We start from the raw sequence: 26,544 nt of genomic DNA on the forward strand, positions 1-26,544 counted from the left end.
CGCCGACCTCTCCGCGACAAAGCCATTGTCTCGGACCACCCCTTAAGCAAGGCTTAAGCCCACCGCCCCAAACGCGCGGAAATGGCACAGGCAAAGACAGATGCGGGTTCTGATCGTCGAGGACGATGAAATGCTCAGCGACGGGCTGCAGGCCGGGCTGCGACTGGCCGGGTTCTCGCCCGAGGCGGTGGCAAGCTGCGCCGATGCGCGGCAGGCGCTGGCGGCGGGAGGGTTCCGCGTCGCGGTGGTCGATCTGATGTTGCCAGACGGATCTGGCCTCGATCTGCTGGCCGGGATCCGCGCCCGGGGCGAGACGCTGCCGGTGCTGATCCTGACCGCGCGCGACGGCACCGGCGAGCGGATCGCCGGACTCGATGCCGGGGCGGACGATTATCTGGGCAAGCCCTTCGACCTCGGAGAACTGGCCGCGCGGCTGCGCGCGCTGGTGCGTCGCGGCGAGGGACGGGCCGCCCCCGAGGCCGAATGGAACGGGCTGAGCCTCGACCCGGCGCGGATGACCGGGCGCCGGGACGGCCATGAGATCGCGTTTTCGCCGCGCGAATTCACCGTTTTACTCGCCTTGATGGAGCGGCCGGGCGCCATCCTCGGCAAGGCGCAGCTGGAGGAACGCATCTACGGCTGGCAGGAAGAGGTCGAAAGCAACACCGTCGAGGTCCACATTCACCATCTGCGCGGCAAGCTCGGCCCCGGGTTCATCGAGACGGTGCGCGGCGCGGGCTACCGGCTGGCGGCGGCAAAATGAGCTCGATCCGCACGCGGCTGTTCGCGATCCTGATGGCGGCGACCGGAGCGGTGTGGCTGTCCGCGCTGGTCTGGCTGCAATACGCGACGCAGCGCGATGTCGAGCGCGTTCTCGACCGGCGGCTTGAAGAGGCGGCGCATATGGTCGCCTCGCTGATCGCCGATGGCGGGATCGGGGCCGATGCCGCAGCGCGGGCGGTAGCGGGCGCACCCTCCGCCCCGACCCCACCGCGCAGCGCGACCGAGGCCCCGGCACTCCCTCATGGGGCGCATCGCTATGCGCGGCAGCTGTCTTGCCAGGTCTGGGGCCTCGACGGGCAGCTGATCGGCGAATCGGGCGGGGCTCCGGGTGGGCGGCTGGCCGAGGACGGCGAAGGCTTTGCCGACACCACCGTCTCGGGCGAGGTGTGGCGCGTCTTCACCCTCGTCGACCGCGTGCACGGCATCCGCGTCATGGTGGGCGATGCGCAATCGGTGCGGGCCGATCTGGTGCGCGGGGTGCTGCTGGGGCTGGCCGTGCCGGGGCTGCTGGCGCTGCCGGCGCTGGCGGGGCTGATCTGGCTGGCGCTCGCACGCGGGCTGGCCCCTCTCGAGCGGATGGCACGGGCGCTCAGCGCGCGCGGCGCGCAGGATCTGTCGCCGCTCGACACCGCCGGCAGCACCCCGCGCGAACTGGCGCCGATGGGCCGCGCGCTGAACGATCTGCTGGCGCGGCTGGCCGATGCCCGCCGGCGCGAGCGCGACTTCACCGCCTTCGCCGCGCATGAGCTGAAGACCCCTCTGGCGGGGCTGCGCACTCAGGCGCAGGTGGCAAGCATTGCCCCTGACGCCGAGACCCGCAACCATGCGCTGAGCCGGCTGGTGGCGGGCGTCGACCGCAGCGACCGGCTGGTGCGCCAGCTGCTTGCGATGGCCGCAACCGAGGCCGAGGCTGAATCCGGGGCCGGCGCCGCGCCGCGCCCGGGTGCGGCGGTGCTGTCCGATTGCGTTCAGGACCTGACGATGCTGGCCGCGGGCCGGGGAGTGAAACTGGCCGTCCATGACGACGGCGGATCCTGGATCAGCCGGCAACCGGCATTCCTGGCGCTGGCGCTGCGCAATCTGATCGAGAATGCGATCCATGCCTCGCCGGCCGGGGCCACGGTCGACATCACGGCCCGGCGGCAGGACGACAGGATCCGGCTGCGCATCGAGGATCGCGGTCCCGGGATCGCGGCCGGTGACCGGGACCGGGTGACGGAGCGGTTCTATCGCGGATCGGGGCGGCCGGTCTCCGGCAGCGGGCTCGGTCTGGCAATCGTGGTCGCCGCAGCCGGGCGGATGCAGGGCACGCTGACACTGGCGCCGCGCCCCGCGGGGGGCGAGCGGGCAGAGCTGAGCCTGCCCGCCGCCTGATTCGGATCAGATGATCTTCACACGGGTGCCGATCGGGCACAGCTCGTAGAGCTCGGCGATCTTGGCGTTGAACGTGCCGATGCACCCCGAGGACGACGGGCGCCCGATCTTGCGGGTGTCATGCGTGCCGTGGATCAGATAGGCCGGCCAAGCCAGATACATCGCGTGGGTGCCGAGCGGATTGTCCGGACCGGCGGGCATCGGATGCCAGTCGGGATGATCGCGCAGCTCCTGCGCGGTCGGCGTCCAGGTCGGGCCGATCTTCTTGCGCACGATGTTGGTATAACCGCGCTTGGTCAGCTCGTCGGTCAGCGGAACCGAGGTCGGGTAGACCCGGTGATCCGTCGCACCCACCGACCAGTAATGCAGCGCGCGCGACTCGGTGTCGGCGATCAGCGTCACCTGGCTCATGTCGTCGTAATGGTCCTGCCATTCGATCGCGCGGAACGAACCGATGTTATGCGCCGAGGGCGCACCCACGATGGCCGGGCGTTCCGCCATCGGAATATCGGTCTGCGTGTCGGGGTCGTCCATCGACTGCGCCCGGACGATGACCGGGGCAAAAAGAGCAAACGCTCCGGTCGCCAGAGCGGTTCTCCGTGTCAGCTTGTCGTGGCTCATGCGAGTGTCCTTTCGCTTCCTGCCTTGCCGCAGAGTCGCCTGCGGCCCACCGGATTTCGGAGCTGTGCCTTAAACCTACCTTAAACCGCGGTCCAGTCAGGCCGTGAAGCGCAACAGCAGAAAAACGCCGGTTGCGCCCGCCGTGGCGATGAACAGCCAGCCGAATGCCCCCAAAAGCAGCGGACGCAGCCCTTCGCGGCGCAATTGGGCAAGGCTCGTCTCCAGCCCCATCGCGCCGAGCGCCATCGCCAGCATGAAGCCCGAAGCGTCGAGCAGCCCCGTCACCACCGCCTTCGGCAAGGGAAGCACCGTGTTCACGATCACCGCCGCCAGAAAGCCCAGCACGAACAGCGGCACCGGCTGGCCGCGGCCCGGTCCGCGCGCCTCGTGGCGGATCAGCCCGAGGCCGAGGATCAACGGCGCGAGCAACACGACCCGGCTGAGCTTGGCGATGGTCGCGGTCTCGCCCGCGGTATCGCTGACCGACAGCCCGGCGCCCACCGCCTGCGCCACCTCGTGCAGCGACGCGCCGACCCACAGCCCATAGGCGTGATCGTCGAAGCCCAGAACCGATTGCAACAGCGGATAGCCCAGCATCGAGAGCGAGCCGAAGATCGTCACGCAGGCGATGGCATAGGCCACATCCTCGTCACGCGCCCGGGTGACGGTGTTGACGCCCAGCACCGCCGAGGCGCCGCAGATCGAGGTGCCGGCGGCGATCAGCTCGCTCAGCTGCGGCGACACGCCCAGCACCCGCCCCATCCGCCGGGTCAGCACGAAGGTCAGCGTGACCACGGTGACGATCATCGCGAGCCCCCAGCCGCCGAGCGCGCCGATATCGCCGAGCGTGAGGCGGAACCCCAGCAGAACGATCCCCGTGCGCAGCACCGGGCGCAGCGCGATCGCATTGCCGGGCGCAAGCCCCGCCCCGGTCAGCCCGGCATTGCGCAGCACCATCCCCACGACCATCGCGATGACCATCGGGCTGGCCAGAACCGGCTCGCCGCTCAGCTTCCAGACCAGCGTGGCCGCCACCGCCAGCGCGAAACTGACCGCGAGCCCCGGCCCGAACCGGCGCAACGCCCCCGGCTCTCCGTCCATGAATGCCGTCGCCATGATCCGATGTCCCTTCCGCTGGCTTTTCGCTGTCGCGCACCATGCGCCCGGCGGGATCGTTCGGTCCAACCGAACGTCTTGCTGAAATCGTTCGGTTTTGCTTATGGTTTTGCCATGACCCTCGAACAGATCCGCATCTTCCTGTGCGTGGCGGAACTCAGCCACGTCACCCGCGCCGCGGAGCGGCTGAACCTGACGCAATCCGCCGTCTCGGCCGCCATCGCGGCGCTGGAACGGCAATATGACGTGAGGCTGTTCGACCGGATCGGGCGGCGCATCGCACTGACCGAGGCGGGCCATCTGCTGATGGGCGCCGCCACCCGGCTGATGCGCGAGGCCGAGGGCGCGCGGGCGCTGCTGAGCAATCTGTCGCGCGAGCCGGTGGGCAGCCTGCGCATCTGGGCAAGCCAGACCGTCACCAGCTACTGGCTGGCGCCCCGGATGATCGAGATGCACCGCCGCTGGCCGGGCGTCGGGATGTCGCTCCACCCCGCCAATACCGCCGAGGTCGCCGAGGCGGTGGCAAGCGGGCTCGCCGATCTCGGCCTCGTCGAGGGCGATCTGCCGCCGAGCGACCTTCTCCGCCGCAAGGTCGGGCAGGACGAGCTGTTGCTGATCTTGCCGCGCCATCATCCGCTTGCGCGCAAGCCGCGCCTCGATGCGGCCGATTACCGGGCGATGGACTGGATCTTGCGAGAAGAGGGATCAGGCACCCGCACCGCGACCGAACGGCATCTGCGCGACATGGGGCTCGGCCCCGCCGATCTGCGCATCGTGCTGCAACTGCCGACGAACGAGGCGATCCTCGGCGCGATCCGGGCGGGCAATTGCGTCTCGATGCTGTCGTGGCGCTCGCTCCACTTCCCGTGCAGCCGCGATTTCGCGCTGCGCCGGATCGGCTGGGCGCCGCGCCCGCGCCGCGCCTTCACCGCGCTCAGCGATCCGCGCCGGTTCCGCACCCGCGCAATGACCGAATTCCTCGACCTGCTGGCGCCGCAGCCGCCGAATCAGCCACCGAGGCCGACATAGCGGTTCAGCACGGAAGGGTCCGCCCGCACCTCGGCGATGTCGAGCCGGGCGCGGATCGTGCCGTTCTCCATGAAGGCCACGCGGTCGGCGACGGGCAGGACGGCATCGACGCGCTGCTCGACCAGCAGCACCGCCACGCCCGCCGCGCGCAGCTGCGCCACCGCCTCGCGGATCCGGGCGATGGCGGCGGGCATCAACCCCTCGGTCGGCTCGTCGAGCAAGATCACCTTCGGATCGAGGCACATCGCCCGCGCGATCGACAGCATGGTCTGCTCGCCCCCCGACAGGGTGCCGGCGCGCTGGCTCATCCGTTCGGCCAGCACCGGAAACAGCGCGAGCGCCGTGCTCAGCCCGCGCCGGCCGACCGGGCGCACGTTCAGCCCGATCTGCAGGTTCTCGGCGACGGTGAGGTCAGAAAACAGCCGCCGGCCCTGCGGCACATGGGCGATGCCCTCGCGCGGCACCGCCTCGGGCGCGAGGCCCGAGATGTCGCGCCCGTCGAGGACCAGCCGCCCGTGCGGGCGATGCACCGTGCCCATGATCGCTTTCAGCGCCGTGGTCTTGCCCGCGCCGTTGCGGCCCAGAAGGCACAGCACCTCGCCGCCGCGCAGCTCGACCGAGAAGTCGCGCAGCGCCTGCGCCGCGCCGTAGAAGGCATCGAGGCCGCGGATGCTCAGCACCGTGGCGCAACCGCCGTCTTGCACCGTCATGACGCCCCTCCCAGATAAGCCGCCTGCACCGCCGGGTCGCGGGTGATCTGATCGGGCGTGCCCTCGGCGAGGATCCGGCCGTTCTCCATCACCGTGATCCGGCCGGCAAGCGCCATCACCACATCCATGTTGTGCTCGATCAGCAGAACCGTGGCAGAGGCCGCGACGCGGCGGATCACCGCGATGAAATTGGCGATCTCGGCATCCGACAGGCCCTGTGTCGGCTCGTCGAGGATCAGAAGCTTCGGCGCGAGTGCCAGCCCCATCGCCACCTCGACCAGCCGCTGATGACCATAGGCGAGATCCCCCGCCCGGCGGGTTTCCAGATCGCTCAGCCCGACGGCGGCGAGGGCGGCCCGCGCGGCGGCCTCGATCGCCGCTTCGGAGCCGGTGCCAAGCCGGCTTTGCGCCGCGATGGCGGCGTTTTCCAGCACCGTCATCGCCGGGTAGATATTGGTGATCTGGAAGGTGTAGGCGATGCCCGCCCGCACCCGGCGATGCGCCGGCATCCGGGTGATGTCCTGCCCGTCGAAGGCGATGCTGCCCGCCCCCGGCGCGATCAGCCCCGAGAGCAGCCCGACGAAGGTCGACTTGCCCGCGCCGTTCGGGCCGATGATCGCGCGCACCTCGCCGCGGCTCAGGCGGAAATCGACGGCATCGACCGCGGTCAGCCCGCCGAAGCGGCGCGTCAGGCCGCGGGTTTCCAGCAGCGTCACTTCAGCCATGGCAGCCACCTGTCGCGGATCGTGCCCAGAAGGCCCTTCGGAAACCACAGCGTCAGCGCGATCAGCAACGCACCGACGACGATGGGATAGGCCGCGGTCAGCCCGCCCAGCCGGTCGATCAGCACCGTCATCAGCGCCGTGCCCAGCACCGGACCGAGCAGCGTCCCCGGCCCGCCGACGAGGGTATAGAGCAGCGCCTCGATCGAGGTGCGGAACTCGGCGAAGGACGAGCCGATGAAGCCGAAGGTCAGCCCGTAAAGCGCCCCCGAAGTGCCCGCCACCGTCCCCGACAGCACGAAGGCCGCAAGCCTGATCCGCGCCACGTCATAGCCGAGCATCCGGGTCCGCTCGGGGTTCTCGCGCACCGCGGCGAACAGCCGCCCGACCGGCCCCTGCGTCAGCGCGTAAAGCCCGAGCAGCACGACCGAGAACACCACCGCCGCCACGTTGTAGCGCGCCGCCCCCGAGGTCATGTCGACCGCCACGGGGCCGAGGGCGAAGCCCCGCTCGCTCAGCGTCAGGCCCTGATCGCCGCCGGTCACATCGGCGAATTGCAGCGTCAGCAGATAGCCCACCTGCGCGAACATCAGCGTGACGATCATGAACGACACCGTGCGCGTGCGCAGCGCCAGAAGCCCGATGCCGAGCGACACCGCCGCAGCCCCCAGAATGCCGATCCCGAAGGCCACGGGCAGCCCGACGGCGCCATAGCGGCTCGCCATCCCGGCCGCATACATCCCCGCCGCGAAGAACAGCGCGTGGCCGAGGCTGAGCATCCCCGCATAGCCCATCGCCATGTTGTAGCCCATCGCGAAGACCGCGAGGATCAGGATCCGGGTCAGTGCGAGCACCGGATAGCCCGCAAGCACGAACTGCGCCCCGAACACCGCCGCGATCACCGCGAGGCACAGCGCGAACAGCCGCGGATTGTGACGGATCATGCGCGCGTCTCCGCCTTGCCGAACAGGCCCTGCGGGCGGAACACCAGCACCAGCGCGACCAGAAGCGTCGAGACGATCTTCGCCAGCGTCGGCGAGAAGAACACCGACATCAGCCCGTCCGACAGCCCGATCAGCACCGCCGCCGCGATGGTTCCGGGGATCGAGCCGAGCCCGCCCACGATCACCACCACGAAGGACATCAGCAGCGGGTCGTGCCCCATCAGGTAATGCGCCTGGTTCGCCGGCACGATCAGAACGCCCGCCACCGCGGCGAGCATCGCACCCATGGCGAAGACGCCGGAATAGACCCGCCCGACCGGAATGCCGAAATTCTGCGCCGTCTCGCGGTCGAATTGCGTCGCGCGCATCATCAGCCCGAGGCGCGAGCGCCGCAGCCCGACCCACAGCGCCCCGACCAGCACCGCCGCCACCGCGACGATGAACAGCTTGTAGCCGGAATAGCCGAACCACGGGAACCGGATGTTGAGGTAGAACGGCGGCTCGACCGCGCGGGCATCGGGACCGAAGGTCATCAGAACGACCTGCTGGATGATGTAGGACAGACCGATGGTGGCGACGATGGTGGCCTCGGGGTCATAGCCGATGCGGCGAAGGATGCCCCGGTCGGCCGCGATGGCGAGAGCGCCGACCAGTGCCGGCGCGATAAGTAGCGCGAGCGCGAAGCCGAGCGCGGGATGATCCGGCACCAGTGACGCGATGGCCCAGCCCCCGACCGCGCCGAGCATGTAGAACTCGCCATGCGCGACATTCACCACCCGCATCACGCCGAACACCAGCGACAGACCGAGCGCCGAGAGCATCAGCACCGAGGCTTCGACCAGCCCTTCGAGACCGGCGAGCAGAAGATAGGGCGCGAGATCCATCTCAGGCCGCCCGGCGAAGGGGGGGGAGCGTGCCGCTCGGTTTCATGGGTGTCTGTCCTGCGCCGTTCGTCGGTGGGGCGCGTCGGACCCGCCCCGGTCGGGCGGAGTATGCGCGGGAGAACCGGCCGGGGTCAAACCCCCGTGAACGCCGCGCGGATTTTCCCCGACGACACGACGCCCTCAGGGAAGCGGCGGCGCGCTCTTGCGCCCGCCCGAGAGCAGCCGGGCGAGCTGCGGCCCCGCCCCGACAACCACGATGAAGCGCGCCACCTGCATCGACATCACGAAGGACACATCGACCGGCGCCGAGGTCGAGATGATCGCCACCGAATCCGCCCCTCCCGGACTGGTCGCGAGGAAAGCCGTCAACGGGTCGATGCCAGCGAAAACCACCAGCGCCACGGCGAAACCGCTGCAGATCAGGATCAGCAGCAGGATCGACAGCAACACGCGCGGGAAGACCTTGGCCGCATAGGCGATCACCTCGGGGGTGAAGCGCATCCCGATGCCCCAGCCGATCACCGCATAACACAGCGCCAGCACCGGCAAGGGCAGCACCACCGGCAGACCGAACGCCAGCTTCACGGTGATCGCCAGCGCCATCGGGATCAGCATCGGCCCGCCGGGGAGCTTCAGCCACACGCCAAGCGCCGCCCCGCCGAAGGCGATCGCCAGCGCCAGCACCGACTGTCGCCAGATCGCGGCATCGGGCCACCAGATCTGCGGATGGCTGCCGGTCGCGCCAGCCGGGCTCATCATCCCGGCGACAATTGTGGCGAAGGCCACGCACAGCGCGACGCGCAGATATTGCATGAAGGCGACCAGCCGCATGTCGGCGCCATAGGAGTCCGACATGATGGTCATCACGCTCGCCGCGCCGGGCGAGGTGCCCCAGATCGCCGTGGTGCCGGGCAGCGCACGCGAGCGCACCATCAGCCAGCCGAGCAGGCTCGACGCCATCAGGGTCGAGACGACGCCCGCGATGAACACCGGCCATTGCAGCGCGATCTCGTGCAGGATGGTCTGCGGCAGCGTCGTGGCGATCATCGTGCCGACGACCCCCTGGGCCGCCAGAAACACCGATCGCGACGGCCGCACCGCCCCCCCCGAGACCGCCAGAACGATCGCCACCACCATCGGCCCGATCAGCAGCGCCGCGGGCAGATGCAGCGCTTCGAGGCCCGCGGTCGTGACAACCGTCGCCACTGCCAGGACCGCCCAGCGCCCGGTCCTGCCCAGACGGCGGAGCGGGCGGGCGGCGGCGATGGGCGGGCGCGGGCGGGAAGGCTGGTCGTCTGTGGTCATGAGGCTCCGGTCCAGGTCCGGACACGCGACACCATGCCGCCCGCCACGGGCCTGCCTGTCGTTATAGGTGGCTTTTACACGATTGCGAGGGGGCAAGACCGCCCCCGCGCTCACCTGTCGCCGATGGGCCACCGATTCCCCCCGGTTGACGGCCGAAGCCGCGTGGCCCTTGCGCGGCGCCGCAACCTTGATTAGCCCGGAACCAGCTGCAAGGCGCCCTGCCAGGCGCCGCGAAATCCGGGGGACAAATGACGCATATCATCGTCGTGGGGAACGAGAAGGGCGGGTCGGGCAAATCGACCACCTGCATGCATGTGGCGACCGCGCTGGCGCGGATGGGGCACCGGGTGGGGGCGCTCGACCTCGATATCCGTCAGGCGAGCTTCGGCCGCTACGTCGAGAACCGCCGCGCCACCAATACCCGCGAGGGGCTGGACCTGCCCTGCCCCGATTACCGGCTGCTGCCCGAGGTCGACGAGGCCGCCCTCGCGCCCGGCGAAAACCCGTTCGACCATCGCCTGCATCAGGCCGTGGACGAGCTGTCCCAGACCAGCGATTTCATCCTGATCGACTGCCCCGGATCGCACACCCGGCTGAGCCAGGTGGCGCATTCGATGGCCGACACGCTGATCACGCCGCTCAACGACAGCTTCATCGACTTCGACCTGCTGGCCCGGATCGACCCGGCGACGCAGCGTATCCTCGGGCCGTCGATTTATTCGGAAATGGTCTGGTCGGCGCGTCAGCTGCGCGCCAAGGCGGGGATGAAACCGATCGACTGGATCGTGCTGCGCAACCGCGTCGGCACCCAGCAGATGCACAACAAGCGCAAGGTGGGCTCGGCGCTCGAACAGCTGTCGAAGCGCATCGGCTTTCGCGTGGCGCCGGGCTTCTCGGAGCGGGTGATCTTCCGCGAGCTGTTTCCGCGCGGGCTGACGCTGCTCGATCTCAAGGACATCGGCACCGAAAGCCTGAGCCTTTCCAACATCGCCGCCCGCCAGGAACTGCGCGAACTGATGAAGGAACTGCGGCTTCCGGGTGTCGAGGTGACGTTCTGAGCCTTTAGCCCCGGCACATCGCGGCCGGGGCGCAGCCGAAGAGTCAGCGATGGGTCTTCTGCCCGAACGAGGCCGGGGCGTGCGAGCCCCCCTCGCGACCCTGTTCCGGATGCGCATCGCGGTGGAACATCGGAACGGCCGTCGCCTCGTGGCCGCCGTCATGACGGGCCAGAGCGGCATAGCGCGCATCGAGGACGGCATCGGGTTCCGGTCGGCGCAACACCAGGCTCAGAATCTTTTGCAACATGTCGCCCTCCGCAGCGCATTCCGTGCAATCCGTTCACGTAAAGCTCACCCCGGAGTGGGGCCTAAACATGGCAAGACGGGGAAGTTGTCGGGGCTTCACCCAAGAAGCGAGCAGACCCGCCGCACCGCAAGTGCGTAACCCTCGATCCCGAGGCCGGCGATCACCCCGTCGGCGCGCAGGCTGACGTAGGAATGATGGCGGAATTCCTCGCGCTTGTGCACGTTCGAGATATGGACCTCGATCACCGGCCCCTCGAAGGTGTGGAGCGCATCGAGCAGCGCGACCGAGGTATGCGTCCAGGCGGCCGGATTGATCACGATCGCCGCCGCCTCATGGCGCGCGGCATGGATCCAGTCGATCATCTGGCCTTCGTGATTGGTCTGCATCAGCCGCACGGTGAACCCCGCCGGGGTCGCCACATCGGCGCACAGCCGCTCGACATCGGCGAGCGTCTCGCGGCCGTAGATCTCGGGCTGGCGCTGACCGAGAAGGTTCAGGTTCGGCCCGTTCAGGATGTAGATCGTCTTGCTCATGCTGTCTTTCTCCGGCTGTCGGGCCCAGTTAGCGCCGCTTCATCGCGTCGAGCAAGGCCGCACCGAAGGATCCGGTGTCGGCCCCGCCCTTGCCCTTGGGTGCCGCACTCATCGGGGCGCGGCCGGGCTTGCCCTTCGGGCCACCGTTCGACGGAGAGGCCTCGCGCGCGGCCCGGTCCTCGCGTGCCGAGGTGCCGCCGTCCTTGCGCATGGTCAGCCCGATGCGCTTGCGCGGAATGTCGACCTCGGTCACCCGGACCTTGACCACATCGCCCGCCTTGACCACCTCATGCGGATCCTTGACGAAGCGGTCGGCAAGCTGGCTGACATGGACCAACCCGTCCTGATGCACGCCGATGTCGACGAAGGCGCCGAAGGCCGCGACATTGGTCACGGTCCCTTCGAGAACCATTCCCGGTTTCAGATCCTTGATGTCCTCGACCCCCTCGGCGAAGGTCGCGGTGACGAAGCTCGGGCGCGGGTCGCGGCCGGGTTTCTCCAGCTCGGTCAGGATGTCGCGCACGGTGGGCAGGCCGAACCGCTCATCGACGAAATCGGCCGCGTTCAGCCGTTTCAGCGCCGTGCCGTCGCCCATCAGGGACCGGATGTCGCGCCCGCAGGCCTTCACGATGCGGCGCGCCACGTCATAGGCCTCGGGATGGACCGAAGAGGCGTCGAGCGGCTCGTCCCCCTCGCGGATGCGCAGGAAGCCCGCGCATTGCTCGAACGCGCGCGGGCCGAGGCGGCTGACCTTCAGCAGCTCCTTACGCGAGCGGAAGGCGCCGTTCTCGTCGCGATGGGCGACGATGGCCTCGGCGAGGCTGGCACCGAGGCCCGAGACATGCGCGAGCAGCGGCGCCGAGGCGGTGTTCAGATCGACCCCGACCGCGTTCACCGCATCCTCGACCACGCCTTCGAGCGCATGGCCGAGCTTCGACTGATCGACGTCATGCTGATACTGACCGACGCCGATCGACTTCGGTTCGATCTTCACCAGCTCGGCCAGCGGATCTTGCAACCGCCGCGCGATGGAAACCGCGCCGCGCAGGCTGACGTCGAGGCCGGGGAATTCCTTCGCGGCGAGTTCAGAGGCCGAATAGACCGAGGCCCCGGCCTCTGACACCACCACCTTCACCGGCGCCTTCACCCCGGCGGGCAGCAGCTTCAGCGTATCGGCGACGAGCTTTTCCGTCTCGCGCGAGGCGGTGCCGTTGCCGATGGCGATCAGCTCCACCCCATGCGCCGCGATCAGCCGCAGGATCGCGGCCTGAGAGCCGCGCAGATCGGATTTCGGCGGATAGGGATAGATCGTCTCGGTCGCGAGGAGCTTGCCCGTGGCATCGACCACCGCCGCCTTGACCCCGGTGCGGATCCCCGGATCGAGGCCGAGCGTCGCCCGCGCCCCGGCCGGCGCCGCCAGCAGCAGATCCCGCAGGTTGCGCGAAAACACCGAGATCGCCTCGTCCTGCGCGCGGGCGCGCATCTCGGCCATCAGATCGAGCATCATCGACAGGCTGAGCTTCACCCGCCAGGTCCAGCCCGCCACGCTGCGCAACCACACGTCGCCGGGCGCCGACGTGCGCGCCTCGAACGTCGCGGCGACCATCGCCACCGCCTGTTCCGCCCCCGCCTCGTCGGGCGCAATGTCGAGCGTCACCACCCCCTCGTTCGAGGCCCGCAACAGCGCGAGCGCGCGGTGCCCCGGAATGGATTTCCAGTCCTCGGCATGATCGAAGTAATCCGAGAACTTGGCGCCCTTCTCCTCCTGCCCGGCGATGACCTTCGCCGTGACCCGGGCCGAGCGCTGCATGAACCCGCGCAGATCGCCCAGAAGCTGGGCGTTCTCGGTCAGCCCCTCGGCCAGAATGTCGCGCGCGCCGTTCAGCGCGTCCTTGGCGCTCGGCACGGCTTCGGAAAGGAAGCCGGCGGCCAGCGCCTCGGGATCGGCCTTGCGGTCGGCGAGGATCGCCGCGCTCAGCGGCACCAACCCGTTCTCGCGCGCGATCATCGCCTTGGTGCGGCGCTTCGGCTTGTAGGGCAGGTAGATGTCTTCGAGCTCCGCCTTGGTCGCGGCGCGGGCGATCTGCGTCGCCAGATCGTCGGTCATCTTGCCCTGATCGGTGATGCTGGTGGCGATGGCGGCGCGGCGGGCCTCCATCTCGCGCAGATAGACCAGACGGTCGGCCAGCGTGCGCAGCTGCGTATCGTCGAGCCCGCCGGTCACTTCCTTGCGGTAACGCGCGACGAAGGGCACCGTCGCCCCGCCGTCGAGCAGTTCGACCGCGGCCGAGACCTGCTCGGAACGGGCGCCGATCTCGGTGGCGATGGTGCGGCTGATGCGGGCTTCGGTCGGGGTGGGCGTGGTCATGATCTCTCCTCGCGCGGTCGGAGGTCCGTGATAGCCGCGCCGGCGCCAAAGGCCAAGGTCTTGACACCGGCCCTTGACACCGATCGGCCGAAGCGTCCTGATCGCGCCGGACAGGAGGCCCCGATGACCGATTTCGACCGCGATCTTGAACAGCGACTGGTGCGCTATTGCTCGGTGGACACGCAAAGCGACGAGGCGTCGGAGAGCAAGCCTTCGACGGCGATCCAGCTGAACCTCGCCAATATTCTGGCCGATGAGCTGCGCGCCGCCGGCGCGGCGGACGTGCGGATCACCGAATACGGTGCCGTTCTGGCGACGGTGCCGGCGACGGCCGAAGGACCCACGATCGGGCTGTGCTCGCATATGGACACCGCGCCCGCCTACAACGCGACCGGGGTGAAGCCGCGGGTGATCCGCGGCTACAACGGCGGCGAGATCACCTATCCCGACAGCGCGCTGGTGCTGTCGCCCGAGGCATCGCCCTATCTCGCGGGCAAGATCGGCCATGACATCGTGACCGCCTCGGGGCTGACGCTTCTGGGCGCCGACGACAAGGCCGGTGTCGCAATCATCATGACGGCGGTGCATGAGCTTCTGGCCTCGCCCCGGCCGCATCCGAAGCTGCGCATCGCCTTCACCCCGGACGAGGAAATCGGCCGCGGCGTCGATCCGCGCCTGCCCGCCGATCTGGGCGTCGATTTCGCCTATACCTTCGATGGCGGCGCGGTCGGCGAGATCGAGCACGAGACGTTTTCCGCCGATGGCGCGAAGATCACGGTGAAGGGCGTCTCGACCCACACCGGCACGGCGAAGGGCAAGATGGTCAACGCGCTGCATCTGGTCGCGAAGATCGTCGAGATGCTGCCGCAGGCCACCCAGACCCCCGAGGTGACGGCGGGCCGGGATGGCTTCTGGCACATCTACGCGCTGTCCGGCACCGCCGCCGAGGCCGAGATGTCGATCATCCTGCGCGATTTCGAACTGGACGGTCTGGCGGCGCGCGGTGCGCTGCTGAAGCAGGTCTGCGAGGCCGTCGCCGCGACCGAACCGCGCGCCGAGATCGCCTGCGAGATCCGCCCGCAATACCGCAACATGCGCTACTGGCTGGAGAAGGACATGACGCCGGTGACGCTGGCGCATGAGGCCTGCCGCGCCGAGGGGATCGCGCCCGTCGCCAACCCGATCCGCGGCGGAACCGACGGCTCTCGCCTGACCGAGATGGGCGTGCCCTGCCCCAATGTGTTCACCGGGATGCAGGACATCCACGGCCCGCTCGAATGGGTGTCGGTGCAGGACATGGCCGTGGCGACGCGGGTGTGCCTGCGCCTCGTCGAACTGGCCGCGAAGGGCTGAGGCGCGAAATCTCTCGCCGCGGGGGACCGCCCCGGCGGCGGGAAGCGGGAACGGTGAAAGTGCTTGCGAGGCTGCGGCCCGTTGGCTAAACAGCCGGGGAATTGGGGCGTGGCCAAGTGGTAAGGCAACGGTTTTTGGTACCGTGTACCGCAGGTTCGAATCCTGCCGCCCCAGCCATCTCACCGAAGTTGTCTGAGACAGATCCACAATCCGGCCCGGGTTGGGATGCGCGAGACAGGCGTCATATGTTTGCACCGCGCCTGTGCCCGCGATTGTCCTGACTGGCACCCGCAGCCTGTGCCCGGTGACCCCTCGATGAGACGGCAACCGAACGTCCAGGCGACATGAGGCACGGAGACGTTTTACTGCGCACCGTGACACTCGTTGAAACGGCATGTCGCTCATGGCATCGATGGCCTGCGGTGCAGCCAATTCTGCCCGTGGGGCGTGGAATCCCCTCATTGCGTAGCTCGGTCGAATTATTCGGCCGGGTGGCCGCTGTGTATGTCCAAGCACTCGCTAAAGGCAGCGGTGTTCGGGCTACGCACGGGGATTCCAACACCCGGCTTTGATCCGGGACAGCCTCTCACCGACACGGGGGCTGCGCCTATGGACGAAACTGGTAGTGCTCAACACCGAAGCCAGATCACCGGCAACGCCGGGCTGAACTTTGCGGCGTGGCAGCTTTCGCGCCGGGGATGGCACGTCATGCCGACCATTCGTAATGCGCGAGGCTCCGACCTAATCGTCACCAATGCCGATGAGACGCGGTTCTTCGGGGTGCAGTCCAAGGCACTCAGCAAGCGATATGCTGTGCCCCTTGGGGCGAACCTCGCCGACCTGCGGTCAGATTGGTGGATCATCACCTTGCACGCCAATTCGGACGCGCCCGTTTGCTTCGTCCTTCGGCTCGATGACGTTCGTGACCTCGCCTCGCAAGACAAGAACGGCGGGAAATGGTGGCTGGAACCCAAAGCCTACGACCAGGACGAGTTTCGGGAAGCATGGCACCGGCTAGAAGGCGTGTGAGCTGCCGGATGCGCCTCGTCTGCTTACTATTGGCTTACTGAATAGGTCCAAACGCCGACAGCCACCCAGAGAGGGGCGGCTAAGCGATTCAAACTAGCGGGATAATTGGTCGGAGCGAGAGGATTCGAACCTCCGACCCCCTGCTCCCGAAGCAGGTGCGCTACCAGGCTGCGCTACGCTCCGACCGTGAGGCGGGAGTTACCGGCTCGGCTCGGCATTTGCAAGGGGAAACGGAAAGAATTCTGTCGTGAAAATCGAATAGGGCGGCCGGTTGCCCGACCGCCCCGTCGCGTCGCGAATTACAGGCTCGCGTCGAGCGCGGCGAGGATCGCGTCACCCATCCCCGAGGTGGTCACCGGGGTGCCGCCCTCCGGGCCCATCAGGTCCGCGGTGCGCACGCCGTCGGCCAGAACCTTCTCGATCGCGGTCTCGATACGCGTGGCCTCGTCGCCGAGGTCATAGGAATAGCGCAGCGCCATCGCGAAGCTGAGGATCGTCGCGATCGGGTTCGCCTTGCCCTGCCCCGCGATGTCGGGGGCCGAGCCGTGGACGGGCTCGTACATCGCCTTCGGGCGCCCGTTCGCCATCGGCGCGCCGAGCGAGGCCGAGGGCAGCATCCCGAGCGAGCCGGTCAGCATCGCCGCGCAGTCGGACAGGATGTCGCCGAACAGGTTGTCGGTCAGAATCACGTCGAACTGCTTCGGCGCGCGCACCAGCTGCATCGCGCAGTTGTCGGCATACATGTGGCCGAGCTCGATGTCCGGATACTCCGCATCGCGGATCCGGGTCACCACTTCGCGCCACAGGATACCCGATTCCATCACATTGGCCTTCTCGACCGAGGTGACCTTCTTCGCCCGCTTGCGCGCCAGCTCGAACGCCGAACGCGCCACGCGCTCGATCTGGCTTTCGGTATAGCGCTGCGTATTGATGCCGACGCGCTCGCCGCCTTCGGTGAAGATGCCGCGCGGCTCGCCGAAATACACGCCCGAGGTCAGCTCGCGCACGATCAGGATGTCGAGGCCCGCGACCACATCGCGCTTCAGCGAGGAGAAATCCGCCAGCGCGTCGAAGCACTGCGCCGGGCGCAGGTTGGCGTAAAGGTCCATCTCCTTGCGCAGACGCAGCAGGCCGCGTTCGGGCTTCAGGGCGAAATCGAGCGTGTCATACTTCGGCCCGCCGACGGCACCGAGCAGCACCGCATCGACCGCCTGCGCCTTGGCCATGGTCGAATCGTCGAGCGGCACGCCGTATTTCTCGTAAGCGGCGCCGCCCACGGCGTCTTCGCTGACGTCGAAGGCAAGGCCGCGCTTCTCGCCGAGCCAGCCGATGACCCGCTTGACCTCGGCCATAACCTCGGGGCCGATGCCGTCACCCGGAAGGATGAGCAGAGATGGATTGGCCATGTTTTCCTCCAATGCGAAAAGCCTGCGTTGGGGGTAACGTCTGTTCGCAAAAGGGTCAAGCTGCGCAACAAATAGAAAGGGCCGCCGGCTATTGCCTGCGGCCCCCGAGATCTACGGAGATGGTCCGGTTAGGGTCTGGTCAAGATCCTTCCGTCCCAGCCAGGGTTCTCGACCCTTGGGGTTGCCCTCAGGCCTCGGCCCCCCTGGCTGTCCCGACACCTCTCTCCAATATCACTCTAGACACTGGACCACCTCCTTTCAATGCGTTGCCGATAAGGACAAGGTGGCACAGATTTGGTGTAGAACAAGTAAAATCACGCAACCTTTGGCACATTGCGCCAGACGATTGCCCGATAAGGCGTCAAAGCGATTACGGCTATAGCAACTTTGACACACCAGTCGGCGATGGCGAGGGAAACCCACAGCGGCGCCACCGGACCGTGGCCCAGAACGGGCAGTGCCTCGTTCGCCCAGGACACGTCATTCGCCGGATCGAGGAAGGCCATCTGCGCCGAGAAGGCGACCGAGAAGAAGATCAGCGTGTCGAGGCACGAACCGCAGAACGAGCCGATCAGCGGCGCCTTCCACCAGCTCAGCCGGCGCAGCACGTTGAACACCGACACATCGGTGAGCTGCGCACACAGGAAGGCCGCACCCGAGGCCAGCGCCACGCGGAAGCTGACCAGCGCGCCGAATTCGCCCTGGATCTGCGAACCGACGACGGAGCAGATCACCCCCACGAAGAAGCCCGCATAGATCACCCGGCGCGCTGCGTGCGGGCCATAAAGGCGGTTCATCACATCGGTGACGAGGAAGGCGAAAGGATAGGTGAAGGCACCCCAGGTCAGCCACTGGCCGACCAGATGCTGCACCAGGATGTTGGAGGCCACGACCACGACGGTCATGGCAAGAATGCCAGGAATGTAGCGTTTCATAGATGCACCGTTTTTACATGGTCGCGGAGACATGGCCCGGCGACGTGCCGGACAAGCGGGGCGGATACGCCCGGGCGGCGTTCAGGTCAAGCCTGACTGGTGTTTCGGGCCTCAGGGGCGCAGGCGGTATTCGACGACCTCGGTGCGCTGGAAGAAGCGGAAGTTGTCGTCCGAGATCATCGTCAGCCGGATCGCACCCTGCCGGTCGCGCCACACGGCCAGACCTTCGAGATTGTCATGGGTGCCGACCGCGGTCTCGAACAGGATCTGCCCGCCGGAGATCGAATCGCCCCGGATGTCGAACACCCGCACCCGCGAGCGGAACCCCAGAAGCCCCCAGAAATCGCGTTCGAGCAGGTAGAACCGCCCGTCCGGGCCGAAATCGGCATCGACCGCAAGGAAGGTGCCGATCCGCGGAATGGCGAAGGGCTGATCCCAGACGCCGTTCCTCCACCGCCAGACCGGGAACGGCACGTCGAGCGCGCCCGAGCGTTCGGGCAGGGTATAAAGCGTGCCATCGCGGTCGCGCGCCAGCGTTTCGAGCGAGGAGTTGCGCTGAAACCGCGAGAACGCCTCGGGCCGGGGCAGCAGCTCGGCCGGGCCGCCGTCGGTCGGGTAATGCGCGACGCGGGCGTTGCCCTCGAACGAGATGAAGGCCGATCCGTCGGGGGCGAGGGCCAGCCCCTCCGAATCGGCGTTGATGCCGGTGAGCGGCGCGCCCGCGCTGTCATGCAGCCGCACCGGGCCGGAGGTCGCCCTGACCGCGACGATGCGGTCGACGGCATCACGCTCGATCCGGCCGCGCCAGATCGTCGCCCGGTCGGATTGCGTAACGAAATCGCGCCCGGCGGTGTCGGCGAACTTGAACCCCGAGAAGCCGCCGAACAGCGGATCGTCGATCCGCCAGCGCCAGCTTTGCAGATGCTGCGCCGGGTAGCCGCCGGGGGGCGGCGCGGGGTCCTCGGCGCGCAGCGCCGTCGGCAGCGAGCCGCAGCCGACCAGCAGCCCGAAGGCCACCCCGATCAGCGCGAGGCGAGAACGTTGCGGCATTGCTGAGGCAGATCCGTCATCACATAGGTGCGCGCGGTCTTCGGCGCGGGGGCATCGTCGTCGGGGGGCGGGCTCGGGTGCTTCAGCTCGTCGAGATAGGTGGTCACCCACCAGTTCAGCGTGTCGTCGCAGCCGTCGCCGCCCTTCGACAGCTCGGCCACCGTCGGGGTCTGGGTGCGGCATGCACTGGCGCCGGCGGGGCATTTCAGCCGGACGTGGAAATGCTCGTTATGGCCATAGATCGGGCGGATCTTCTGCAACCAGCTGCGGTCAGCGGTCTTCGGCGTGGCGTTGCACATCGCGATCTTGGCGGCTGCGGCGACGAAGACCCGCTCGACCCGCGGGTCGGACGCCGCCGCCTTCAGCAAAGCCATGTGCTGCGGCGTCCAGTTGCCGTTGATCCGGGTCTGATCCTCGGTCCGGATCGAGATCGAGGAGATCGACTCGCGCGCCGAGGGGCTGAGGTCGAGCCGCGTCGCCGGCAGCATCCAGATATCGGCGTCGAGCCCGATCTGATGGCTGGCATGTCCTCCGGTCATCGGTCCGCCGCGCGGCTGGCTGATGTCGCCGATATACAGCCCCTTCCAGCCGGGCAGGGTGGCGGCGAAGCGCGACAGATCCTCGAGATAGGACAGCATCTGCGGCATTCCGTAGTAACGGTTGCGGCTCAGGCGCATCACCTGCCAGGTCGGGCCGGTCTCGGGCATCGGCTCCAGTCCGGCGGCGCAGCCCTGCGAGTAAAAGCCGATCGGCGTGGGGGCATCTTGCGACGGCGCCCGCACCGCGCCGAACAGCTGCCGCGCCAGCGGCTCCGCCCCGGCCGGCAGCGCAGGCAACGCAAGCGCCATGGCCAATGCCGCGATCAGGGATTTCATGCCTCTGCCCTCTCTTCCGTTTCAGCGCCCCGCACCGGGTTCGTCTTCACCCAGAGCATCAGCACCAGACCCAGCCCGAACAGCACCAGCACCGGGGCGATGCCGGCGGACTGGCTGGCGCTCAGATGCGTCACGATAGCGATGGAAAGGGGCGCGAGGAAGGCCGTCGCCTTGCCGGTCAGCGCATAAAGGCCGAAGGATTCGGTCGTCCGGCCGGGCTCGGACTGATGCGCCATCAGCGTGCGGCTGGCCGCCTGCAGCGCGCCGCCCGCCGCGCCGATCAGCCCGCCCATCAGGTAGAACGCGATGTCGGGCAGCACGCTGTCCGCCGCGACCGCATGGCCCCAGACCGCCGTGCGCGAGATCCCCATGATCCCGGCGACGACGCCGCACAGCACCAGAAGGCAGATCGCGATCACCGTCTTCGGGCCGAACCTGTCATCGGCCTTGCCCCCGGCCCAGGCGAAGATCGCGCCGGTGATCGTGCCCAGAATGCCGAACACCGCGATTTGCATGATCGACCAGCCGAGAACCCCGCGCGCGAAGATCCCGCCGAAGGTGTAAACCCCGTTCAGCGCATCGCGATACAGCATCGAGGCGATCAGAAACATCATCAGGCTGCGCCGCTTCGGCAGCGAGCGCAGCGTCTCGCGCAGCCGCGGCCAGGCCTCGCGCCCGGCCTGACGGATCGAGACAGAGCCCTCGGGGCGCGGATCGCGCACCCACAGGAAGAACGGCACCATGAACAGCACATACCACACCGCAGTCAGCGGGCCGACGATGCGGGTATCCTCGCGCGTGGCGGGGTCGAGGCCGAAGAGAGGCGGCAGCCCGATCAGCGTGTGCCCGGTCTTCGGGTTGACCTGCAACAGCGCGATCATGAGGACCAGCGACACCAGCCCGCCGACATAGCCGAAGGCCCAGCCCGCGCCCGAGACCCGGCCCATCTTGTCGCGCCCGGTCAGCCCGGGCAGCAACGCGTTGGTGAAGGAGGTGGCGAATTCCATACCGATCAGCCCGACGGCGAAGGACAGCATCACCAGCAGCAGACTGAAATCTCCGGGTTTCGCCCACCAAAGCCCCCAGGCGCCCGCGACATACATCGCCGAGAACAGCACCACGAACCCCATCCGCCGCCCCGAACGATCGGCGATGGCGCCAAGGAACGGCGAGGCGAGCGCGATCACGATCCCGGCGATCCCCACGCCATAGCCCCAGACCGTCTGCGCCGCCGTGCCAGAGCCGAGCAGGTCGCTCATGTAAGGCGCGAAGATGAAGGTCAGCAGCAAGGTGCTGTAGGGCTGGCTGGCCCAGTCGAAGAACATCCAGCCCCGGATGCGTTTCTGTTCGGGTGTCATGTGCGGCCTCCGCCCCTGTTCCGGCACCGCGAGGGGGGCGGGCCGGCCCGGCGCGATCAAGCCCCAAACCCGGACGGGACGCAAGACCGGCCGGGGCCCACCGGGAGCGAATGCGGCAAAACCCCGCTTCGCGTCGCCGGTTTCGCCCCCGCGGCAGCTTCCGCGCGGCCCAAAGGTTGCATCGCGGGCAAGGGTATCTTACCTGTCACCCTAACCGCAGCCCGGAGGCCCTTTTCATGGTCACGCTCTATCAGGCGCTCAACCTGATCCTGAACGTCGTCTGGTTCGTCATGATCGTCCATATCATCATGAGCTGGCTGATCAATTTCCAGGTGCTGAACCTGCGTCAGCCGCTGGTCGCCCAGCTTTGGTATGGGCTGAACCGGCTGCTCGAACCGCTGTATAACCCGATCCGGCGCATCTTGCCGAACACCGGCGCGCTCGATCTGGCGCCGCTGGTCGTGTTCATCGTCATCATCATCCTGCAGTCGGCGCTTCGGAACAACGCGGGCTTCTTCTTCCAGTATTGATGGCCGCCGTCCTCACGCCCGAAGAGGCGCTGGCCTCGGTCTTCGGCTTCCGCGACTTCCGTCCCGGACAGGAGGAGATCGTGCGCGCGGTGATGGCCGGGCGCGACACGCTGGCGATCATGCCTACGGGCGGGGGCAAGTCGCTGTGCTTCCAGCTGCCGGCGCTGTGCCAGCCCGGGCTGACGGTGGTGATCTCGCCCTTGATCGCGCTGATGCGCGATCAGGTGCGCGCGCTGCGCGAAGCGGGGGTGGAGGCGGGCGCGCTGACCTCCGGCAATACCGAGGCCGAGACCGAAGAGGTCTTTCAGGCGATCGACGATCACCGGCTGAAACTGCTGTATATCGCGCCGGAGCGGCTGGCGCTCGGCGCGACGGTGGCGATGCTGAAACGCGCCGACACCCGGCTGATCGCCGTCGACGAGGCGCATTGCGTCAGCCAGTGGGGCCATGATTTCCGTCCCGATTATCTGCGCGTGGGCGAGTTGAAGCGCGCGCTGAACGTGCCGCTCGCCGCTTTCACCGCCACCGCCGACGAGGAAACCCGCGCCGAGATCGTCACCCGCCTGTTCGACGGCCATCCGCCCGAGACCTTCCTGCGCGGCTTCGACCGGCCGAACATCCACCTCGCCTTCGCGCCGAAGGACAGTCCGCGGCGGCAGATCCTCGACTATGCCGAGGCGCATCGCGGCCAGTCGGGCATCGTCTATTGCGCCTCTCGCGCGCGCACCGAAACGCTGGCTCAGGCGCTGTGCGAGGCCGGCCACCCCGCCTGCCACTATCACGGCGGCATGGAGGCCGAGGACCGCCGCGAGGTCGAGACCCGGTTCCAGCGCGAGGACGGGCTGATCGTCGTCGCCACCGTCGCCTTCGGGATGGGCATCGACAAGCCGGACATCCGCTGGGTGGCCCATGCCGATCTGCCGAAGTCGATCGAGGGCTATTATCAGGAGATCGGCCGCGCCGGCCGGGACGGGGCGCCGGCAGAGACGCTCACCCTCTACGGCGCCGACGACATCCGCCTGCGCCGCACCCAGATCGACGAGGGGCTTGCGCCGCCCGACCGCAAGGCCGCCGATCACGCCCGTCTGAACGCACTTCTGGGACTGGCCGAGGCGACGGGCTGCCGCCGCCAGCGCCTGCTCGCCTATTTCGGCGAGGCGTCGGAGCCCTGCGGCAACTGCGATCTGTGCGAGCATCCGCCCGAACTGTTCGACGCGACCGAGGCGGTGCGCAAGGCGCTCTCCGCCGTGCTGCGCACCGAGGAAAGCTATGGTGCCGGCCATCTGATCGAGATCCTTCTGGGCCAGAGCAACGACCGCATCCGCGCCCGCGGTCACGACCGGCTGCCCACCTTCGGCGTCGGCCGCGAGCTGAGCCGCCAGCAATGGCAGGCGGTGTTTCGCCAGATGCAGGGCCACGACCTGATCCGCCCCGATGCCGCGCGCCACGGGGCGCTGGTGATGACCGAGGCCGCCCGCCCGATCCTGCGCGGCGAGGAAAGCATCACCCTGCGCCGCGACCTGATCCGCCAGGCAAAGGCGAAACCGCCGGTGCGCACGCTGGTCTCGGAGGAAGACGAGCCGCTGCTGTCGGCGCTGAAGGCCAAACGGCGCGCGCTGTCCGAGGCGGCGGGCCTGCCCGCCTACATGATCTTCCCCGACCGCACCCTGATCGAGATGGCCGAGACCCGCCCGACCACGCTCGACGCGATGGCGCGGGTGAACGGCGTGGGCGCGAAGAAGCTCGACAGCTACGGCGCCGCCTTCATCGAGGTGATCGCCGGCGCGCCCCCCGCCGCGCAGCATCCCGCCCGGCGCAGCCTCGCCGGCCGGTCGGAGGCGCAGCTGTTCGACCGCCTGGCCGAGGTGCAGCGCGATCTGGTGCATGGCGCGGACGGTTGCGGCCGGTTCCTCGATTGTCCGAGCACCACATTGCGCCGCATCGCCGAGACCAAACCCCACGACCGTGCCGCACTTGCCCGGCTGGGCGGACTGAACGAAGCACGGCTCGACCGTTTCGCCGAGGCATTCCTGACCGCCATCCGGGACTTCGCCCAGAGCTGAGGCCCCCGAGAGTAAAGCCGACCGCCCCCGGCGCTGCCCCGATCCGACGGGCGCTGACGCTTCCGGGACCCCGCTCATGAATGTCAGATTGTCATTCCGGCAACACCTTCGTCGCACCCGTCGATTTGGCCCGGGCCGGGACAGGACGAGGTGGACACAAGCGCGCTTCCCATGGCCTTCGTCGGCAGTCCGCCACAGAGCCGGCTTCGCCCCGTTCTGGCCCCTCGTCATCCACCCCTCCGCTCTTGAACCCGGGCCGGCGCCGGAAGCCCGGTCCAGCCTGTCCGGCACCGAAGCGGTCTGCTCCGGGGCTCCGATCCGGAGCGACACGGGCCCCGAACGCTCCACCTCTGGCTCCGCTCCGGAGGCGAAGGGCCCGGAGCAGCCCTGGCCTGCCCGCGCCGGTTCACGCTCATTCCTCCGCCCGGCCCGGTCTTCCGGTGTCTGTCGCCGCCTTCGGCGGCGGCCGGGGCGGAGCGCAAGACAGCGGCCCTGAGCCAGAAGGCAGCGCCGCATTCTCATCGGACGGCCCGGTCCCCGCGCGGGCGGTGATGCCGGTATACGGCGGGCGTGCCGGCCGGTATGCGGCAATCTCGGCGGCGATTTCGGCGCGCTTCACCGGTTTGGTCAGGCAGCGGTCGGCCCCCGCCGCCAAAATCTCGTGCCGATCGCTGTCCAGAACATGCGCCGTCAGCGCACAGATCGGCACATGGGTTCCGCTTACCCCCTCGGCCCGGCGAATTTCGCGAATCGCACTCAGCCCGTCCATCCCCGGCATCGAAATATCCATGAAAATCAGATCCGGGGCAAAGTCGTGCCACAGCGCCAGGGCCTCGTGACCGTCGCGCGCCAGACGCAGCTCGATATCGAGCGGCTTCAGCATCTTTTCCAGAATCAGACGGTTGGTCGCGTTGTCCTCGGCGGCCAGAATGCGCATCCGCCCGCCGGGATCGGAGAGGGGGATGGTGGGCTCTGCCTCCTCATCGGCGCGCGGCAGATCCACGATGACAGTGAAGCACGCCCCTTCGCCCAGGGCGCTGGTCAGCTCGATCCGGCCGCCCATCAGCTCGATCAGGCGTCGGCTGATCGCGAGGCCGAGCCCGGTCCCGTCATAGCGCCGGTTCTGCGCATTCTCGACCTGATCGAACTCGTCGAAGACGCGCGCGTGATCCTCCGGCGCGATGCCGATCCCGGTGTCGCACACCGCCAGCCGCAGCGTCCATACCCCGCCCGAGGCCTGTCCGGCGGCCGAAAGCGTCACATGCCCGGTCTCGGTGAACTTGACCGCATTCCCCGCCAGATTGGTCAGCACCTGGCGCACCCGCCCGCCATCCGCGACGAACCGGCGCGGCAATCCGGGCGGATAGCTCACCTCAAGCTCCAGCCCCTTTGCGCGCGCCAGCGGTTTCAGCAGCGCCGCCACCTCCTCCATGCAGCGCGCCAGATCGAACGGGGCCGGGGTCAGGCGGACCCGGTCGGCCTCGATCTTCGAATAGTCCAGCACCTCGTTGATGATGCTCAGCAGCGCCTCGGCCGAGTTGCGGATCGTGTCGACGCACAGTCGCTGTTCCTCGCTCAGCGGGGTTTCGCTCAGCAGATCCGCCATGCCGATGATACCGTTCATCGGCGTGCGCAGCTCGTGGCTCATGTTGGCGAGAAAGCTGGACTTCGCCCCATCGGCCGGCCCCGCACCCTCGTCCAGAACGCATACCGTGCCGCCCCCGGAAATCCGGTGCCAGTTCAGCCACATCCGTTGGCCGAACGGCAGGGAAATCTCCTCCCGGCCGTGGTCCGCGCTTTGCGCTGCGGCCCCGCCGTCGCGGGCGGAAAGCGTGCCGGGCGCAGCTGCCGCGATGGCGGCGAATGACAGTCCGTGGACACATTCGAATGCGGCGCGAAAGCGCGGGTTGGTCCAGACGATTGCCCCCTTGCGATCCAGCAGAGCCAGTCCCTGCGGCAGCGCCCCGATCACCGCGCGCACCTGGCGCAACTCGGCGATGGCGCACTCCACGAGACCCGTGGCCTCCGCCCGGATCCGCGCCAGCCCGGCCCGGCGGCGCGTCACCTCCTGCGCCAGCTCGCTGCGGGCCGCACGCAGCATCCTGCGCGCATCGTCGAGCTGACGCTCCGCCGCCAGTCGGGCGCGCCGCTCCTGCATCAGCTTTTCGGTCAGAGCGATCTGTCTTCCCTGCACCCCGGTCTCCGGCTTCGGCCGGCGAACGGCGCCGGTCAGCACAGTGTGCCACCGGAT

The 26,544-nt window shown here is 68.4% G+C and carries 24 protein-coding genes and 2 tRNA genes; 9 read left to right on the forward strand and 17 right to left on the reverse strand.

Annotated features, from left to right (window positions below; genetic code table 11):
• Positions 1–100: 100 nt before the first annotated feature.
• Together CG50_RS02660 and CG50_RS02665 are read left to right on the forward strand one after the other, a co-directional pair.
• Positions 101–763 (forward strand): response regulator, encoded by a 663-nt coding sequence (locus tag CG50_RS02660; protein WP_036634929.1) that lies wholly within the window; start codon positions 101–103, stop codon positions 761–763.
• The gene (locus CG50_RS02665) at positions 760–2,157 is read left to right on the forward strand and encodes an ATP-binding protein (protein WP_036634931.1); all 1,398 of its coding nucleotides are present in this window, start codon (positions 760–762) and stop codon (positions 2,155–2,157) included. Before CG50_RS02660 ends, CG50_RS02665 begins: the two co-directional genes overlap by 4 nt.
• A gap of 6 nt (positions 2,158–2,163) precedes the next feature.
• On the opposite strand, the gene CG50_RS02670 is transcribed toward CG50_RS02665, so the two are convergent.
• Together CG50_RS02670 and CG50_RS02675 are read right to left on the reverse strand one after the other, a co-directional pair.
• On the reverse strand, positions 2,164–2,778 hold the full coding sequence (locus CG50_RS02670; protein WP_036634932.1) for a L,D-transpeptidase: 615 nt from the start codon (positions 2,776–2,778) through the stop codon (positions 2,164–2,166).
• A 96-nt stretch (positions 2,779–2,874) separates the two neighbouring features.
• On the reverse strand, positions 2,875–3,894 hold the full coding sequence (locus tag CG50_RS02675) for a YeiH family protein (RefSeq protein WP_081880246.1): 1,020 nt from the start codon (positions 3,892–3,894) through the stop codon (positions 2,875–2,877).
• Positions 3,895–4,008: 114 nt separating this feature from the next.
• Here CG50_RS02675 and CG50_RS02680 point away from each other — a divergent pair, with 114 nt between their 5' ends.
• Positions 4,009–4,923 (forward strand): LysR family transcriptional regulator, encoded by a 915-nt coding sequence (locus CG50_RS02680; protein WP_036635049.1) that lies wholly within the window; start codon positions 4,009–4,011, stop codon positions 4,921–4,923.
• Here CG50_RS02680 and CG50_RS02685 read toward each other — a convergent pair.
• From CG50_RS02685 to CG50_RS02705, 5 genes are all read right to left on the reverse strand, one after another.
• Positions 4,902–5,603, reverse strand: coding sequence for an ABC transporter ATP-binding protein (locus CG50_RS02685; RefSeq protein ID WP_211248565.1), 702 nt, complete (start codon positions 5,601–5,603; stop codon positions 4,902–4,904). The two genes, CG50_RS02680 and CG50_RS02685, sit on opposite strands and share 22 nt — an antisense overlap.
• 26 nt (positions 5,604–5,629) lie before the next feature.
• On the reverse strand, positions 5,630–6,349 hold the full coding sequence (locus CG50_RS02690; protein WP_211248566.1) for an ABC transporter ATP-binding protein: 720 nt from the start codon (positions 6,347–6,349) through the stop codon (positions 5,630–5,632).
• Complete coding sequence (locus CG50_RS02695; protein WP_036634937.1) at positions 6,346–7,299, reverse strand: branched-chain amino acid ABC transporter permease; 954 nt, start codon at positions 7,297–7,299, stop codon at positions 6,346–6,348. The genes CG50_RS02690 and CG50_RS02695 overlap by 4 nt, the downstream gene beginning before the upstream one ends.
• Positions 7,296–8,183: a branched-chain amino acid ABC transporter permease gene (locus CG50_RS02700; RefSeq protein WP_036634939.1), complete on the reverse strand. Its 888-nt coding sequence runs from the start codon at positions 8,181–8,183 to the stop codon at positions 7,296–7,298. Before CG50_RS02700 ends, CG50_RS02695 begins: the two co-directional genes overlap by 4 nt.
• A 180-nt stretch (positions 8,184–8,363) precedes the next feature.
• The gene (locus CG50_RS02705) at positions 8,364–9,488 is read right to left on the reverse strand and encodes an AbrB family transcriptional regulator (RefSeq protein ID WP_081880247.1); all 1,125 of its coding nucleotides are present in this window, start codon (positions 9,486–9,488) and stop codon (positions 8,364–8,366) included.
• A gap of 248 nt (positions 9,489–9,736) precedes the next feature.
• Between CG50_RS02705 and CG50_RS02710 the strand changes: the two genes are divergently transcribed.
• Entirely contained in the window at positions 9,737–10,546 is an 810-nt protein-coding gene (locus tag CG50_RS02710) for a division plane positioning ATPase MipZ (protein WP_036634940.1), read from the forward strand.
• Between the two features lie 43 nt (positions 10,547–10,589).
• On the opposite strand, the gene CG50_RS02715 is transcribed toward CG50_RS02710, so the two are convergent.
• From CG50_RS02715 to CG50_RS02725, 3 genes are all read right to left on the reverse strand, one after another.
• Positions 10,590–10,793, reverse strand: a complete 204-nt coding sequence (locus tag CG50_RS02715) for a hypothetical protein (protein WP_036634941.1) — start codon at positions 10,791–10,793, stop codon at positions 10,590–10,592.
• A gap of 95 nt (positions 10,794–10,888) precedes the next feature.
• Positions 10,889–11,326: a type II 3-dehydroquinate dehydratase gene (gene aroQ / locus CG50_RS02720; protein WP_036634942.1), complete on the reverse strand. Its 438-nt coding sequence runs from the start codon at positions 11,324–11,326 to the stop codon at positions 10,889–10,891.
• 28 nt (positions 11,327–11,354) lie between these two features.
• Positions 11,355–13,694 (reverse strand): Tex family protein, encoded by a 2,340-nt coding sequence (locus tag CG50_RS02725; RefSeq protein WP_036634944.1) that lies wholly within the window; start codon positions 13,692–13,694, stop codon positions 11,355–11,357.
• Between the two features lie 123 nt (positions 13,695–13,817).
• Between CG50_RS02725 and pepT the strand changes: the two genes are divergently transcribed.
• From pepT to CG50_RS02740, 3 genes are all read left to right on the forward strand, one after another.
• A complete protein-coding gene (gene pepT / locus CG50_RS02730) occupies positions 13,818–15,047 on the forward strand; it encodes a peptidase T (protein WP_036634946.1) in 1,230 nt (409 codons plus the stop codon).
• A 102-nt stretch (positions 15,048–15,149) separates the two neighbouring features.
• Positions 15,150–15,224 (forward strand) — tRNA-Gln (locus tag CG50_RS02735).
• A 432-nt stretch (positions 15,225–15,656) separates the two neighbouring features.
• A complete protein-coding gene (locus CG50_RS02740) occupies positions 15,657–16,076 on the forward strand; it encodes a hypothetical protein (RefSeq protein ID WP_036634948.1) in 420 nt (139 codons plus the stop codon).
• Positions 16,077–16,182: 106 nt separating this feature from the next.
• Here CG50_RS02740 and CG50_RS02745 read toward each other — a convergent pair.
• The 6 genes from CG50_RS02745 to CG50_RS02770 form a co-directional block, all read right to left on the reverse strand.
• Positions 16,183–16,259: transfer RNA gene (locus CG50_RS02745), tRNA-Pro, on the reverse strand.
• Between the two features lie 116 nt (positions 16,260–16,375).
• Entirely contained in the window at positions 16,376–17,482 is a 1,107-nt protein-coding gene (leuB, locus tag CG50_RS02750) for a 3-isopropylmalate dehydrogenase (protein ID WP_036634952.1), read from the reverse strand.
• A 314-nt stretch (positions 17,483–17,796) separates the two neighbouring features.
• Positions 17,797–18,417, reverse strand: a complete 621-nt coding sequence (locus CG50_RS02755; RefSeq protein ID WP_036634954.1) for a queuosine precursor transporter — start codon at positions 18,415–18,417, stop codon at positions 17,797–17,799.
• A 111-nt stretch (positions 18,418–18,528) separates the two neighbouring features.
• Positions 18,529–19,467: an esterase-like activity of phytase family protein gene (locus CG50_RS02760; protein WP_036634956.1), complete on the reverse strand. Its 939-nt coding sequence runs from the start codon at positions 19,465–19,467 to the stop codon at positions 18,529–18,531.
• Positions 19,440–20,342, reverse strand: coding sequence for a penicillin-insensitive murein endopeptidase (gene mepA, locus CG50_RS02765; protein ID WP_152559405.1), 903 nt, complete (start codon positions 20,340–20,342; stop codon positions 19,440–19,442). The genes CG50_RS02760 and mepA overlap by 28 nt, the downstream gene beginning before the upstream one ends.
• On the reverse strand, positions 20,339–21,700 hold the full coding sequence (locus tag CG50_RS02770; protein WP_051909396.1) for an MFS transporter: 1,362 nt from the start codon (positions 21,698–21,700) through the stop codon (positions 20,339–20,341). Before CG50_RS02770 ends, mepA begins: the two co-directional genes overlap by 4 nt.
• Before the next feature lie 236 nt (positions 21,701–21,936).
• Between CG50_RS02770 and CG50_RS02775 the strand changes: the two genes are divergently transcribed.
• Both CG50_RS02775 and recQ read left to right on the forward strand, forming a co-directional pair.
• Positions 21,937–22,230, forward strand: coding sequence for a YggT family protein (locus CG50_RS02775; RefSeq protein ID WP_036634957.1), 294 nt, complete (start codon positions 21,937–21,939; stop codon positions 22,228–22,230).
• Positions 22,230–24,293, forward strand: coding sequence for a DNA helicase RecQ (gene recQ, locus CG50_RS02780; RefSeq protein ID WP_036634959.1), 2,064 nt, complete (start codon positions 22,230–22,232; stop codon positions 24,291–24,293). The genes CG50_RS02775 and recQ overlap by 1 nt, the downstream gene beginning before the upstream one ends.
• A gap of 412 nt (positions 24,294–24,705) precedes the next feature.
• Here the strand turns inward: recQ and CG50_RS02785 are convergent, their stop codons facing one another.
• Positions 24,706–26,487, reverse strand: coding sequence for an ATP-binding protein (locus CG50_RS02785; RefSeq protein WP_152559406.1), 1,782 nt, complete (start codon positions 26,485–26,487; stop codon positions 24,706–24,708).
• Positions 26,488–26,544 lie beyond the last annotated feature (57 nt).

Source organism: Paenirhodobacter enshiensis (assembly GCF_000740785.1).
In the GTDB taxonomy this organism is placed as follows: Bacteria; Pseudomonadota; Alphaproteobacteria; order Rhodobacterales; family Rhodobacteraceae; genus Rhodobacter; species Rhodobacter enshiensis.